Annotated in this window: 14 protein-coding genes; 7 read left to right on the top strand and 7 right to left on the bottom strand. The window is 70.4% G+C overall.

The features are described 5' to 3' along the window. Positions 1 to 6: 6 nt before the first annotated feature. Positions 7 to 735: an SDR family NAD(P)-dependent oxidoreductase gene (locus OG371_RS35875; protein ID WP_329060110.1), complete on the bottom strand. Its 729-nt coding sequence runs from the start codon at positions 733 to 735 to the stop codon at positions 7 to 9. 146 nt (positions 736 to 881) lie between these two features. On the opposite strand from OG371_RS35875, the gene OG371_RS35870 reads away from it, so the two are divergent. Continuing rightward, on the top strand, positions 882 to 1,490 hold the full coding sequence (locus OG371_RS35870; RefSeq protein ID WP_329060109.1) for a TetR/AcrR family transcriptional regulator: 609 nt from the start codon (positions 882 to 884) through the stop codon (positions 1,488 to 1,490). Next, positions 1,487 to 1,909: a hypothetical protein gene (locus OG371_RS35865; protein WP_329060107.1), complete on the top strand. Its 423-nt coding sequence runs from the start codon at positions 1,487 to 1,489 to the stop codon at positions 1,907 to 1,909. Before OG371_RS35870 ends, OG371_RS35865 begins: the two co-directional genes overlap by 4 nt. 25 nt (positions 1,910 to 1,934) lie before the next feature. Here the strand turns inward: OG371_RS35865 and OG371_RS35860 are convergent, their stop codons facing one another. The 4 genes from OG371_RS35860 to OG371_RS35845 form a co-directional block, all read right to left on the bottom strand. After that, positions 1,935 to 2,954 carry an NADP-dependent oxidoreductase gene (locus OG371_RS35860; protein WP_329060105.1) on the bottom strand — a complete coding sequence of 340 codons (1,020 nt, stop codon included), beginning with the start codon at positions 2,952 to 2,954 and terminating at the stop codon, positions 1,935 to 1,937. 149 nt (positions 2,955 to 3,103) lie between these two features. Further along, positions 3,104 to 4,303, bottom strand: a complete 1,200-nt coding sequence (locus OG371_RS35855; protein WP_329060103.1) for a cytochrome P450 — start codon at positions 4,301 to 4,303, stop codon at positions 3,104 to 3,106. 23 nt (positions 4,304 to 4,326) lie between these two features. Then, positions 4,327 to 5,142 (bottom strand): SDR family oxidoreductase, encoded by an 816-nt coding sequence (locus OG371_RS35850; RefSeq protein WP_329060101.1) that lies wholly within the window; start codon positions 5,140 to 5,142, stop codon positions 4,327 to 4,329. 67 nt (positions 5,143 to 5,209) lie between these two features. Next, entirely contained in the window at positions 5,210 to 5,806 is a 597-nt protein-coding gene (locus OG371_RS35845) for a TetR/AcrR family transcriptional regulator (RefSeq protein WP_329060099.1), read from the bottom strand. Between the two features lie 99 nt (positions 5,807 to 5,905). On the opposite strand from OG371_RS35845, the gene OG371_RS35840 reads away from it, so the two are divergent. From OG371_RS35840 to OG371_RS35825, 4 genes are all read left to right on the top strand, one after another. Then, positions 5,906 to 6,331, top strand: a complete 426-nt coding sequence (locus tag OG371_RS35840) for an MmcQ/YjbR family DNA-binding protein (RefSeq protein ID WP_329060097.1) — start codon at positions 5,906 to 5,908, stop codon at positions 6,329 to 6,331. Between the two features lie 180 nt (positions 6,332 to 6,511). Continuing rightward, a complete protein-coding gene (locus OG371_RS35835) occupies positions 6,512 to 7,342 on the top strand; it encodes a sugar phosphate isomerase/epimerase family protein (protein ID WP_329060095.1) in 831 nt (276 codons plus the stop codon). After that, complete coding sequence (locus OG371_RS35830) at positions 7,339 to 8,490, top strand: Gfo/Idh/MocA family protein (protein WP_329060093.1); 1,152 nt, start codon at positions 7,339 to 7,341, stop codon at positions 8,488 to 8,490. The genes OG371_RS35835 and OG371_RS35830 overlap by 4 nt, the downstream gene beginning before the upstream one ends. After that, on the top strand, positions 8,487 to 11,594 hold the full coding sequence (locus OG371_RS35825) for a GH92 family glycosyl hydrolase (protein WP_329060091.1): 3,108 nt from the start codon (positions 8,487 to 8,489) through the stop codon (positions 11,592 to 11,594). The genes OG371_RS35830 and OG371_RS35825 overlap by 4 nt, the downstream gene beginning before the upstream one ends. Before the next feature lie 391 nt (positions 11,595 to 11,985). Here OG371_RS35825 and OG371_RS35815 read toward each other — a convergent pair whose 3' ends face one another. Together OG371_RS35815 and OG371_RS35810 are read right to left on the bottom strand one after the other, a co-directional pair. Then, the gene (locus OG371_RS35815; protein WP_329060089.1) at positions 11,986 to 12,516 is read right to left on the bottom strand and encodes a hypothetical protein; all 531 of its coding nucleotides are present in this window, start codon (positions 12,514 to 12,516) and stop codon (positions 11,986 to 11,988) included. Beyond that, positions 12,506 to 12,748: a hypothetical protein gene (locus OG371_RS35810; protein WP_329060088.1), complete on the bottom strand. Its 243-nt coding sequence runs from the start codon at positions 12,746 to 12,748 to the stop codon at positions 12,506 to 12,508. The genes OG371_RS35815 and OG371_RS35810 overlap by 11 nt, the downstream gene beginning before the upstream one ends. 325 nt (positions 12,749 to 13,073) lie before the next feature. Here OG371_RS35810 and OG371_RS35805 point away from each other — a divergent pair, with 325 nt between their 5' ends. Beyond that, positions 13,074 to 14,240: a DUF3089 domain-containing protein gene (locus OG371_RS35805; protein ID WP_329060086.1), complete on the top strand. Its 1,167-nt coding sequence runs from the start codon at positions 13,074 to 13,076 to the stop codon at positions 14,238 to 14,240. Positions 14,241 to 14,278: the final 38 nt, after the last annotated feature.

The raw sequence follows: 14,278 nt of genomic DNA, 5'->3' as shown, positions 1-14,278 counted from the left end.
TGGTGGTCATATCTGCGCCCGGCCGCCGTCGACGAACAGCTCGATGCCCGTGACGAAACTCGAGTCTTCGGAAGCCAGGAAAAGCGCCGCCTTCGCCACTTCCTCGGGCTCGCCCATGCGGCCCACCGGAATGGTCGACGCGATCCGCGCGATGGTTTCGGGCGGCTGCGAATCCGTCAGCGGCGTCACGACCGGCCCTGGACTCAGGACGTTGGACCGGATCCGGCGGTCCTTCAGCTCGACCGTCCAGCCCCGGACGAAGTTCCGGACGGCCGCCTTGCTCGCGCCGTAGACGGTGAATCCCTGGGTTCCCTTGGAGCCGGCGACGGAGCCGATCAGGATGATGGACCCGCCGTCGTTCAGCAGCGGCAGCGCCTTCTGCACGGTGAAGAGCGCGCCCTTCACGTTGATGTTGAAGATCTTTTCGAAGTGCTCTTCGGTGATTTCGTCCAGTGGCACGAATTCGCCGAGGCCCGCGTTGGCCAGGACGATGTCGATCCGCCCGTTCGCCTCGACGGCCCGGTAGAGGCGGTCGAGGTCGACCAGGTTGGCGACGTCGCCCTGAACGCCGGTGACGTTGTCGCCGATCTCCTTCACCGCGTCGTCGAGTTCCTTCTCCCGGCGGCCCGTGATGAACACATAGGCGCCTTCGGCGACAAAAAGCTTCGCCACCGCGAGCCCGATCCCGGCCGTGCCGCCGGTGATCACCGCTACTTTTCCCTGCAACTTGCCCATGATCGTCACTCCCACTGGTGCCGCGATCACAATGTCGCTCGACATTGTTCTACTCCGGCCGGCGCGCCGACGTCAAGGTCGACCGACATTGAGATCTTCGGCCCTGCCCGCTACGCTCGATCTGAGACACAGGTTCTGGAGGGTCGATGGGCATCACGAAGCAGCAGACAGCAGCGAACAAGGACGCGATCGTCGCCGCGGCGGACGGGCTGTTCCGTGAGCGCGGCGTCGACGCGGTCGGCCTGAACGAGCTGATGGGCGCGGCCGGGCTGACCCGCGGCGGCTTCTACAACCACTTCGCCTCCAAGGACGCGCTCGTTGATTCCGTGCTGGCCAAGGCAATGGCGGACGGGACCGGCAATCTCGAGCGCGCCATCGCGGCCGCCCAGGCCCGCGGCGCCGATCCGCTGGCCGAGCGCGTCGACTGGTATCTCTCGTCCGAGCACCGGGCCAACATCGAGTCGGGCTGTCCCAACGCGAGCTTCGCCGGTGACGCCCGGCGGCTGGACCCGGCCGCCCGCAACCTCTACGCCGAAGGCCTCGGGGACAGCCTCGACCGTCTCACCCAGACAGTCGACGCCGCGGACCTGGACGAGGACCAGCGGCGCGCGCGGGCCATCGCCCTGTTCAGCGAAATGGTCGGCGCCCTGATCCTGTCCCGCGCGGTCGCCGACGCCGACCCGGCCCTGTCCGACGAGATCCTCGACAGCGCCCGTACCGACCTGCACCACCGCATCGACTCGGCCAAGGCATGACCGCGAACGACGGCGCGGCAGTGTGGCGGGCGGCGCTGGCCGACCGTTCCGGCGCGCAATTCGGCATGGTGGTGACGCCGCGGGTGCGGTTGGAAGGATCCGTTTTCGCCACCCCGGTCGACGGGCGGGAGCAGGTCTGGACCTGTCTGCGCGCGGCGGGCGGCATCACCGACAAGCTGACCTTCACCCACGAGTCGGCCACCGCGGATCGCGCCTATCTCGAATGGGAGCTGGAAGCCCTGGGCCGGCGGTTCGACGGCGTCACCGTCCTCACGCTCAACGGTTCCGGCCTGATCGAGAACATCGCCCTCCATCACCGGCCGCTCGGCGCCGTCCTCGCCATCTCGGCGGAAATGGGCCGCCGGCTCGGGAATTCGGTCGGGCCGGACGTCTTCTACCGCGCCGACGCCCTGAGCTGAGCCAGCCGGATTCCCCGGCCCCGTCTCACTCGTCCAGCTTGATCAGGACCTTGCCGAGGTTCTGGCCGCGCAACATCCGCAGGAAAGCCTCAGGAGCCTGCGCCAAACCCTCGGTGACGTCCTCCCGGTACCTGATCCGCCCGTCCGCGATCCCGCCGGACACCACCCGCAGAAACTCCGCGAAATGCTCCTCGACGAACTCGGAGTTGAAAAACCCGCGCAACGTCATGTTCTTGGTCAGCACCACGCGCATCGTCTCCGCCAAATCACCGTCCGCCCGCCCGGACTCGTTGTACTGCGCGATCAAGCCACACAACGGCACCCGCGCGAACTTGGTGAACAACGGCAGCACCGCCTGCCACACCGGCCCGCCGACGTTCTCGAAATACACGTCGACGCCGCCCGGGCACGCGGCGGCCAGCCGTTCGGCGAAGTCCGGCGCGCGGTGGTCCACCGCTGCGTCGAAGCCCAGATCTTCCAGCACGTAACGGCATTTCTCCGGGCCACCGGCGATTCCCACCGCCCGGCACCCGGCCATCTTCGCGAGCTGGCCGACCACCGAGCCGACCGGCCCGCTCGCGGAGGCCACTACCACGGTCTCGCCAGGCTTCGGCGCGCCGATCACCATCAGGCCGCTGTACGCGGTGAATCCGGGCATGCCGAGCACGCCCAGGCTCGCGGTCACCGGCTCCGGCACCGGGTCCAGTTTGCGCAGGCCCGTGCCATCGGAGACCGCGTGCGTGGCCCAGCCGGTCGGGGCGAGAACCGTGTCCCCCTCGGCATAATCCGGGTGTTCGGACCGCAAGACCTCGGCCACCGCCTGGCCGTGCATCGTCTCGCCGAGACCGACCGAACCCGCGTACGCGCTGTGCTCGTCCATCCGCATCCGCATGTACGGATCAATCGAGAGATACCGCGCCCGCAGCAAAAGACCACCCGCCGGGATGGGCGGCAGCGTGAACGGCTCCAGCCGGAAGTCGTCCAGCGCCGGCCAGCCGGATGGGCGCGCGGCCAGCACGATCCGGCGTGCAGTGATCCCGTTCATGGGTACGACCCTCATCTCAAGTCCGGAGAACCTCATCCTGGTCCCACCGGCCCTGAAATGTCAATGTCGATCGACATTGACAGCAAGAAGAGCTTGCCCACCAACGAAAGCCGGCCGATGGGACGCAATGCCCACCGGCCGGCTTCCGGTCACCAGGAGACCGGCAGCTCGTGGATGCCGTAGACCGCGCCGTCCACCTTGAACGGGATCTCCTCGACCGGGATGCCCAGCTTCAGCCCGGGAATCCGGCGGAACAGCGTGCCGAAGACGATCTCCAGCTCCTGCCGGGCCAGGTTCTGGCCGAGGCACTGGTGCGGCCCGTAACCGAAGGCCACGTGGGAACGATTGCCCCGCCCGACATCAAGCGAGGCCGGATCGGCGACCGCGCCGGGATCGAAGTTGGCGGCGTAACCGGAGGCGATGATGCCGTCGCCCGCCTTGATGGTCACCCCGCCGACCTCGACGTCCTCGGTGGCCACCCGCGGAATGGGGTCCGCGATCGAGAAGTACCGCAGGGACTCCTCGACGGCCATCGGGATCTTGGCCGGGTCGGCCCGGATCGCGGCCAGCTGCGCCGGGTTCTCCAGCAGACCGACCACGCTCACGGAGATCATGTTCGCGGTCGTCTCGTGCCCGGCGATCAGCAGCAGCAGGGCGACGCCGATCATGTACTCGTGGTCGAGGGCGCCTTCCGCCCGCTGCTTCTCGATCTGCCGGCTGAGCAGGTCGTCGCCGGGCTCGGTCTCCTTGAGCGTCAGCAGCCGGTCGAAGTAGCCGCGCAGGTCGTCCACGGCCCCTTGCCGCTCGGCGGCCGAAATGGTGCGGCTGAGCACCTTCGCACTGCGCTCCTGGAAGAAGTCGTGATCGGCGTACGGCACGCCGAGCACCTCGCAGATCACCAGCGACGGCACCGGCAGCGACAACGCCGCCACCAGGTCGGCCGTCCGCGATTCGGTGGCCAGCATCTCGTCGACGAAGCGGTCCACGATCTCCTGGACCCTCGGCCGCAGCCCGGCCAGCCGCTTCACGGTGAACTCCCCGATCACCGCCCGCCGCGCCGCCGCGTGCTCGGCGCCGTCCATGCTGATCATCATCGGCGGCTGGTTCCGGTTCTGCTCACGCACCTCGGGATCGCGCAGCATCAACGGAAATCCCGGGTTGCGCCGGTTGGAGCTGAACCGGGGATCGGCCAGGATCGCCTTGACATCACCGCGGCCGGTGGCCCACCAGGTGACCCCGCCGTCGATCGTGGGCACCTTGGTGATGGTCCCCCGCTCCCGCAGGCGCTCGTACTCCGCCTGCCCGCCGAACCGGTGCCGCTTCGGCGGAAACGTTGTGCTTTCCGGCATGGTGTCCTCCCTTGACCGCGGTTTCAGGACTGGGCGGAGCGAGACGTGGTTTCCCACTCCTGCCACGTTTTCACCCGCTGCTGGTACAGGCCCTGCGCGATGTCGTAGGCCCCGCCGGACAGCAGCAGGCGCAGCGGCGGGTTCTCGGCGTCGACGACCTTCAGCACGGCCTCGGTGGTGGCGTCCGGCCCGGGCGACTGGTTTCCCTGACGGCGCGCGGCCATGGCGTCGCGGACGGCCTGGTACACCGGATTGGGTTCGGAATGGACAGACGAGGAGCCGGACCAGTCGGTGGCGTAGCCGCCCGGCTCGATCAGCGTGACCTTGATGCCGAAGGGCGCGACTTCGTACGACAGGGCTTCGGAAAACCCTTCGAGCGCCCACTTCGACGCGTGGTACAGCCCGAGGCCGGGGAACGCGCCCACGCCGCCGATGCTGGAGATCTGCAGGAAGTGGCCGGAACCCTGCTCCCGCATCAGCGGGATCGCCGCCTGGGTGACCCAGAGCGCGCCGAACACGTTCGTCTCGAGCTGGGCGCGGGCCTCGTCCTCGGTCACCTCTTCCAGGAACCCGAAGTGCCCGTAGCCGGCGTTGTTCACCACCACGTCGAGGCGGCCGAAGTGGGCGTGTGCCTGGCCGACCGCGGCGACGGCCGCGGCGTGGTCGGTCACGTCGAGCGCGATCGGCAGGATCGCGTCGCCGAATTCGTCGGCGAGGTCTTTCAGGGTGCCGAGGTCACGGGCGGTCGCGGCCACCTTGTCGCCACGGCGCAGGGCCGCCTCGGTCCAGCTGCGGCCGAAGCCGCGCGAGGCGCCGGTGATGAACCAGGTCTTGCTCATGGACGTGTTCCTTCCGCACCGCGGCGGAACCGCGGTGCTGCTCGGTGAAAAAGGGGGTCCGCCGGGCTCAGTCCCGGGCCGGGCCCAATCCGTGGGTGGTCTGGGCGAAGTTGTCCCGGGCGAGTTCGACGAGACGGTCGAAGCCGTCGTCGGGCGACCACATCGTGTAGGCCGTGGTCATCACCGCCGCGGCGACGTTGAGCAGCAGCGTGCTCCTGGTCTCCTGCCCGGCCGGGGTGCGGGACGCGACCCACTCGCGCAGGTCGGCGATGAACCGTTCACTGTGGTCGCGGGCCGACCCGGCCAGGGCCGGAGACGCCGCCTTGAGCCGTTTCTGCACCACGATCCGATCGGAGAACGTGGCGACGTAGCCGAGGAAGACCTCCCGCAACGACGACCACAGCGGCTCGTCAGCCGGGCGGTCGTACATCAGGGAGCGCCAGATCTGGACCTGCTGCGGGTCCGGGTCGAAGACGATGGCTTCCTTGGACGCGAAATAGTTGAACAACGTGCTGCGCGAGACATTCGCGGCCGCGGCGATCTCGTCGACGCTCACCGCTTCGTACCCGCGCTCCTCGATCAGCCGCAGCCCGGCCGCCCGGATGGACCGCCAGGACTCGAGCTTCTTGCGCTCCCGCAAGCCGAGGACCTCTTCGTGCGCCACTCCCTCACTGTACGAAAATCATGGACGCAGTGCAACGTTGGATGGAGTTCACCATTCTTCCTGGGTGTGGAAGCGCCCGGACCTGCCTACGCTGGGCTGATGCCGGACAGGAAGAGCCGCCGCGCCAAGGTCGAGGACGTCCACGAACTCGCGCTGGCCATGCCGCACACCACGGTCGAGCGCGGCAGCGGGGACAACCCGGTCTACCAGGTCGGCGGGAAGTCGTTCGTCTTCTTCCGCAACCCGCGGCCGGACGCGGTCGACCCGGACACCGGCGAGCGCTACCCGGACGTGATCGTCTTCTGGGTCGGGTCCGAGGCGGACAAGCAGGCGATGGTCCAGGACGAGGGGTCGCCGTTCTTCACCACCCCGCACTTCAACGGGCACCCGTCCGTGCTGCTGCGCGCCGCCCGGGTCGGGGAGCTGAGCCGGCAGGAGCTGGCGGAAGTGGTTCAGGAAGCGTGGCTGTCCCGCGCTTCGGCGCGCCGCGCGGCGACGTGGCTCAAGGAGCACTCGCTGGACTGACCGGCCCGGCCACCGAGGCCAGTGCCGGGGATCATGGTCGCGGCGATCTTCTCGGTCCTGCAAGGATGGCACGACGTGTTGTCCAGCTCCGTGATGACCTCGCCGTCCAGCCGCGGTGGCGCTGTCGGTGCTCGTTTTCCAGCGCTACCCGGCCGGTGGCCTGACCGCAGGAGGAACCAAATGACCGCGTGGCTGTTGTCCGGCTTCGGCGACGAGATCGACGCGGACCCGGTGGTGCAGCTTTCGGTGCTGGAGGCGCTCGGCGCCCGGCACCTGGAACTGCGCGGCGCCTGGGGAACCGGCGTGCTCGCCTTCGACGACCAGCGGCGGGCCGCGTTGCGGAAGCTGCTCGACGAACGCGGGTTCGGGGTCTCCGCCCTGGCCTCTCCCTTGGGCAAGGTCTCGCTCGAGCTCCCGGTCGAGGCCGAGGTGACCCGGCTGGGCACCGCGATCGAGCTGGCGCGGTTCTTCTCGACCCGGTACATCCGGATGTTCTCCTTCTATCAGGAGGGACGCGATCCGGCCGGGATGCGGGACGAGGTGCTGGTGCGGTTGCGCGCGATGGCCGACCTGGCCGAGCGCGAGGACATCGTGCTGCTGCACGAAAACGAGAAGGACATCTACGGCGACACCCCGGACCGGGTCGTGGACCTGATCGAGTCGGTCGGCTCGGACCACCTGCGGGTGGCGTGGGACGCCGCGAACTTCGTGCAGGTCGGGGCCCGCCCGTTCACCGACGCCTACGCCCGGCTGCGGCCGTACCTGGACTACCTGCAGATCAAGGACGCGCTCGCGGCGGACGGCCGGGTCGTCGCCGCGGGTGAGGGTGACGGCGAGGTGGTGGAGACCCTGACCGCGCTGCGGGACGACGGCTACGAGGGCTTCATCTCGCTCGAACCGCACCTGTCCGCGGCCCACGCCACGGGCGGGTTCTCCGGGCCGGCCGCGTTCGGCCGCGCGGCCCGGGCGCTGCGCGGGATCACCGACCAGCTCGGGGTGGGGCTGGCATGACCGAGTCGATCCGGGTCGCCCTCGTCGGCTGCGGGGTCATCGGCCGCAACCACGCCCGCGTCATCGGCGAGCATGCTGCGTTCACTTTGGTTGCCGCCGTTGACCCGGTGACGGAGAACGCCGCGCGGCTGATCGCCGAGCATCCGTCCACAGTGGCCTATGCCGAACTGGCGGAGGCGTTGTGGGACCAGGATCCCGATCTGGTGGTGATCTGCACGCCCAGCGGCACCCACCTCGACCTCGCGCGGGCGGCGATCGAGGCCGGGACGCATGTGGTGATCGAGAAGCCGCTGGACGTCAGCGTCGGGCGGGCCGCGGAATTCGCGGCGCTGGCGGAACAAGCGGCAGCCACGGGCCGGATGATCAGCGTGATCAGCCAGCACCGGTTCGATCCCGCGAGCGTCGCGGTGGCGCGGGCCGCCCACGACGGCCGGTTCGGCAAGCTGACCTCCGCGGTCGCGTCGGTCGCCTGGTGGCGTGACCAGAGCTACTACGACGGCGGCGCCTGGCGCGGCACCTGGTCACTCGACGGCGGCGGCGCGCTGATGAACCAGGGCGTGCACACCGCCGACCTGCTGCTGTGGTTCCTCGGCCGCCCCATCGAGGTCCAGGCCACGGCCGGACTGCTCGCCCACGAGCGGGTGGAGGTCGAGGACGCCGTGGCCGCGACCGTGCGGTTCAAGTCCGGGGCCATCGCCGTCTTGTTCGCCACCACCGCCGCGTACCCGGGGCTGACCACGCGGATCCAGGTGCACGGCACCGAGGGGTCCGCGGTGATCGACAACGACCGGCTCGAGTACTTCCACACCCGCTCGGGCGCGACGACCGGTGGTCCGGGCGGTGCGGGCAGTGTGACCGGCGGTGCCCTCACCGGGAACCAGGCCGAGGTCGAAGTCGGCTTCGACGACACCCCCGCCGGACCGCGTCGCGACGACGACTTCGTGCTGGGCCACCGGCGCCAGTACGACGACATCGCGCGGGCCGTCACCACCGGCGCCGAACCCGGCGTCACGGTGCCGGATGCCTTGCGGTCACTGGCTTTCGTGCGGTCGGTCTACGTCTCCGCGGCCCTCGGGCAGCCGATCGCGGTGGCGGATGTGCTGGCCGGTAAATACTCCGACGTTCACCTGGATGTGCGCCCGGCATGAACCGCTTCACGCTCACCACTGCCGCTGGACCCGCACACGCCCCGGCCGGACGTTCCGGCCAGGGGCTCGACCCCTCCCCCGTCTGGGAGTACCGGATCACCGGGGCCGAGTCGGTTTTCGTCGCCGAACTGCCGCTGGAGCACTCGCTTGTCGAGGCGACGGACGTGCTCGAGTACGCGGTCTTCCCGGTGCTGGACCGCTCGCGGGAGGACATCCGCGACAGTTATGGGGCGACCGCGGTGATCGTCGACCTCGTGTTCGGCGACGGGACCCGGCTGAGCGATCTGGCGGTGTCCGACCAGCATGGGGTCCAGCACGATCCGCAGGCGCAGTACGCGTCGAAAACCGTTGCGGCCGACCAGTGGACGTTCAAACGGGTGAGCCTCGCCGCGGCCGCCGGGCGCCGGGTCGTCCGCGCCGAGGTGCGGATCGCGGCCCCGCCCGGGGACTCGGGCGAGCTGACCGGCTACGTGAACGCGGTCGCCGTGCGCCCGGCCCCCGCGCCACCGTTCGATCTGGTCGACCGGGTCCGCACGACCCGCGGCAGCCACTCGACGTTCGAGTACTCTCGTGGCAACACCGTGCCGCTGGTCGCGGTGCCGCACGGCGCGGTGTTCGGCGCGCCGATGACCGACGCGGCTTCGGTCGAGTGGACCTACACGTACGCCTCGCACAACCGTGACGACGGGCGTCCCGCGCTGCAGGCGTTCGCCACGTCGCACATCCCCAGCCCGTGGATCCGCGACCGCGGCGTCTTCCAGGTGTTCCCCGCGCTCGGGGCGGCCCCGGCGCTGGACCGGTCGGCGCGGGCGCTGGGGTTCGACCGCGCGAGCGAGTCGGACCGGCCGCACCGGTACGCCGTGACACTCGACGGCGGCATCCACGCCGAGCTCACCGCGGCCCGGTTCTCCCTCGTCCTGCGTTTCCGCTTCCCGGAGGAGCGCGGCTCGCTGATCTTCGACCAGGCGGACGGGACCGGCGGCCTCACCCTGCCCGAGCCGGGACCGGCCGGCGCGGTGGTGCGCGCGTTCACGGACGGGACCGACGACAGCCCGCGGATGTTCGTGCACGCCACTATCGACCGTCCGGTGCTCGCGGCGCACGCCGACGGCCCGCGCGGGTCCGTCCACCTCGACCTCGGGCCGGACCGCACGGTCACGGTCCGCGTCGGAACCTCGTTCCTGGGCATCGCGCAGGCCGAGGCGAACCTGTCCACAGATGACTTCGACACCGTCGCCGCGCTGGCACACGAGGCGTGGGCGGAGCGGCTCGGGCAGGTCCGGGTCGAGGGTGCCTCCGAGGATCAGCTGACCACTCTGTACTCCAATCTGTACCGGCTTTTCCTCTATCCCAACGAAGCCCAGGAAGGGCCGCGTTATGCCAGCCCGTTCCCGCCGTTGGCAAAGTCCCACACCGCAACGGAAACCGGCTGCCGGATCGAGTCCGGGCGGCTGACCGCCAACCACGGGTTCTGGGACACCTACCGGACCGTCTGGCCGGCGCTCGCGCTGCTGCGGCCCGAGGACGCCGGGCCGCTGCTCGACGGTTTCCTCCAGCACTACCGCGACGGCGGCTGGACCAGCCGGTGGAGTGCGCCCGGCCCGATCGACAACATGACCGGCACCACCACCGACGTCATCTTCGCCGGCGCGCTGGCCGCCGGGCTGCCCGGCCTGGACCCGCTGGACGCCTACGATTCCGCGCTGCGCAACGCCACCGTGGTCGCGCCGACCCCGCTCGTCGGGCGTAAAGGCGTGCGTTCGCAGACGTTCCGCGGGTTCACCGACACCACGGTGTCCGAGGGCATGTCGTGGACGATCGACGCGGCCATCAACGACTGCGGGATCGCGAAAATGGCCCAGCTGCTGGCTTCCCGGCTCCCCGCCGACCATCCCCGCCAAGCGGAACTGGCCGCCGACGCCGAGTACTACACCGCCCGGGCCGCGCGCTACGCCACGGTGTTCGACCGTCGAATCGGGTTCTTCCAAGGCCGCAACCCGGACGGCGGCTGGCGGGTCCCCGTCGCGGACGACTACGACCCGCGAGTGTGGGGCGACGACTACACCGAGACCAACGGGTGGGGCACGGCGTTCACCGTGCCGCACGATGGCGCCGGCCTGACCACCCTGTACGGCGGCCCGGACGCGCTGGAGCGGGCGCTCGACGAGTTCTTCGCCACGCCCGAAACCGGCCGCGCGGAGTTCAAGGGCAGTTACGCCATCACCATCCACGAGATGGCCGAGGCCCGGGACGTGCGGATGGGCATGCTCGGCCTGTCCAACCAGCCCGCGCACCACATCCCGTTCATGTACGCGTTCACCGGCGCGCACCACAAAACGCAGCGGATCGTGCGGGAGGCGCTGCGCCGGCTGTTCCTCGGCTCGGAGATCGGCCAGGGTTATCCCGGCGACGAGGACAACGGCGAGATGTCGGCCTGGTACCTCTTCGCCGCGCTGGGCCTGTACCCGCTGGTGCCCGCGAGCGACGAGTTCGTCCTGACCACGCCGTTGTTCGCGCGCGCGGACGTTGGGCTCCCTGGTGGGGCGACGCTGACCGTCCGCACAGTTGGCGACCCGGCTTGGGACTACATCGCGGGTGTCGCGATCGACGGCGAGCCGTGGCACGAGATCTCGGTCCCGCGCCGACTCCTCAGCGACGGGGCCGAGATCGTCGTCACGCTCTCGCCGGAGCCGACGAATTGGGCTGCCGCAAGCATTCCGTCCTCAATGACGCCTGCCGGTGAAGCCCCCCGGATCCGGCTGGACCTGACCCGTCCCGGGACCCACCCGGCCTTCGACGACCTCGGTGAGACGACCACCCGGCTCGGTCCCGGTGACGAGATCGGCTACACCTTTGATGCGGCCGAGGCCACCACGCTGTACACCGTGACCGTCGCCTCGCCCGGCACCTTCGCGTGGCGTCTGGACGGCCGCGGCGACGACGGCGAGTGGCGGCCGCTCGACTCTCGGCCCGCGGAGGAGTTCCGCTGGGGTGGGCAGACTCGGCCGTTCCTGCTGGGCTCGACGGCTTCGTGTCTGGCGTACCGTCTTGTGGCTGATAGGGATTTGCCGCTGGTGCAGCTGGAATTGCTCGCTCAGCAGTGAGGGTCGTTTGTCCTCGGTGGACTCTACGACGGAAAGCCGCGCGGACCCGGCCGGTGCCGATCACCCGGGCTCCGCTCTCGCCGGCGAGTTGCGCCGCGATCGAACCCACGCCGCCCGCGGCGCCGTGGATCAGCGCGCTTTGGCCGGCGCGGTGCCGGCGGCGGTGAAGTCCAGGTCCGCGGGCAGCGGCGCGAGGCTGCTGGGACTCCCGCGACGCACTCGGCGAGCGTGCCATTGCGGGTCCAGTCGGGCAGGCCGCGCTCGCCATCGGCGCCGCGCTCGCCTTCATGGTCATCGCGATCCTGGTCGTGGACGACCCGGCCCGGACCCCGGCGTTCAAACCGCAGATCATCTGATCCGGCCGCGCGGCAGTAGACCGCTGGAGTCTCCGTCACGGCAGGGTGGGCACGACCGCCTGCCACTCGTCGAGTTCGCGGCGGAGTTCTTCGTCCTCGATCTGCGACGACAGGGCGAGCGCGGGGACCACCATGATGCGGACGCGGCGCAGCTTCCGCATCACCGGGACGTCCTCGGCCCGCAGCGACCAGGTCGTCGCGGCGGCCTCGGCCGGGGTGAGCCCGGCCAGGTCGAGGCAGCGCCGGGCCACCCGGTCCGGCCGGAGGCTCTCCGGGCGGTGACCGGCGGGCAGCGCGAGGGACAGCCCGGCCTCCCGGGTCGCCACCTCGCGCTCGTCCAGCCCACCGGTTTCGAGCGCGGTTTCCAGCGTCGTCACGGCCAGCTCTGCCCACGCGCGCCGCTCCTCGTCGGGCGTGTCGGGGCCGGTCGCCCGGAGCGTCACGTGCTGGACCACGCCGAGCCACCAGTTCGTGTCGGCGTGGTCCAGGGGCCGCAGCGCCAGCAAGCCGGTCCGCCGGGCCGCCGGGTCCTCGAACCGGAGCGCGCCGAGTTCGTCAGCCTCCACCGACGGTGCTCCTTTCCCAGATGTCCGGCACACCGTAGCGGCCGAACGCGTCCACGCCCTCCTGGACCACCGCGTCCCCGTTGTGCGCCACGCCATGGAAGTAGTGCCCGCTGTGATTGTCGATGTCGAGCCCGAAGTAACCGCCGGAGCTGCCCGCGACGTTCGCCTGGCCGGCCGCCCGGACGCGGCTGCCGTCCGCGATGGCGGCGTGGCTGATCTCGTCGCCGTTCACGGTGTGCGGGGCGACGCGCCGCTCCCGGCCGACCGCCCTTCACACCCGCCCCCTCGGACGTCACGAGCAAACCACCGGGTTCCCGGCGGCCGGCCGAAAGCGGCGCGAAGCACTCAGATGGCCTAAATCGGGTGTCCGGTTTTCCCCGAACATCCGGGTGTCCGGGCAGGCTTCCTGCCCGAAAACGGGGCCTGGCCGGGCACTTCCGGACACAGAGTGGTGACTGACGTCGCTTCCGTCTTGACGGATCACCGGCGGCAGGCGAAGCGTCGTGCCCAACAGGGCGGCCGCTGGTGCCGGCCGCACGAGGTACGAAGAGGATTTCATGAACCGCTCGGTGAGAGGCTGGTACCGCAGCGGGCTGGCGCGCGCGCTGACACTGGTCGGCGCGCTGCTGGTCACCGCGATCGGCGTCACGGCCGCCGCCGCTCCTCGTGCCCAGGGCTCCGACGAGCCCGGAACCGTCTGGCTGTGCCACCCCGGCCAGCCGCACGACCCCTGCGTGATGGGGCTCGACGCGACCGCGGTGGCGGCGAACGGCGCCAAAACCCTCGTGGCCGCCAAGCCCGCGGCCGCCTCGCCGTTCGACTGCTTTTACGTGTACCCGACGGTCAGCGGCGAGCCGTCGATGAACGCCGACCTCCGGATCCAGCCGGCCGAGATCGGCGCGGCCCGGTTCCAGGCGTCGCGGTTCTCCCAGGTCTGCAAGGTCTGGGCGCCGATGTACCGGCAGACCACGCGCGCGACGATCGCCGCGTACCCGGACCTGAACCTGCCCGCCGAGTCGATCAGCACCGCGTACGCCAGTCTGAAGGCCGGCTTCGAGGACTACCTCGAGCACTACAACCACGGCCGGCCGATCGTGTTCCTCGGCCACTCCCAGGGCGCGGCGATGCTGATCAAGCTGCTGTCCGGGGTCGTCGAGCACGACGCGAAGCTGCGTGATCGCGTCGCCCTCGCCGTCGTCCTCGGCGCGGACGTGGAGGTCAAGCCGAAGTCGGCCACCGGGGGCAGCTTCCGGCACCTGCCGGTCTGCACCCGCACCGGCCAGGCCGGCTGCGTGATCGCCTATTCCAGCTTCCCCGGCACACCACCGGCTTCGGCCCTGTTCGGCCGCCCGGGCCGGGGCGTCGCCCTGCAATCCGGGCAGACCGCCACCACCGGCGTTCAGGTCGCCTGCGTCAACCCGGCGGCGCAGCATGGCGGAAAGGCCGCCCTCGAACCGTTTTTCCTCGCCACCCGGGCGAACGCGGTCAGCACCCCGTGGGTCACGTACCCGGGGCTCTACTCCGCCCGCTGCAAGACCGGCGCGAAGGGCTCGGCCTGGCTCGAGGTGACGAAGTCCGCCGGCTCCCGGGACAAGCGCCGGACCGCCCCCATCTGGCCCGACGCCGATTACGGGTATCACCTCAACGACGCGAACCTCGCCCTCGGCAACCTGGTCACCGACGTCGCCGCGGCCGAAGCGACCTGGACGGCCACCCACCGCTGACCCCGGGCACAAGGAAGCTGGTACGGCCCCCGCGCCGT

The organism is Amycolatopsis sp. NBC_01480, from assembly GCF_036227205.1.
GTDB lineage: Bacteria > Actinomycetota > Actinomycetes > Mycobacteriales > Pseudonocardiaceae > Amycolatopsis.
The sequence above is the reverse complement of the archived record's forward strand: the minus strand, read 5'-3'. Positions and strand labels throughout refer to the sequence as shown.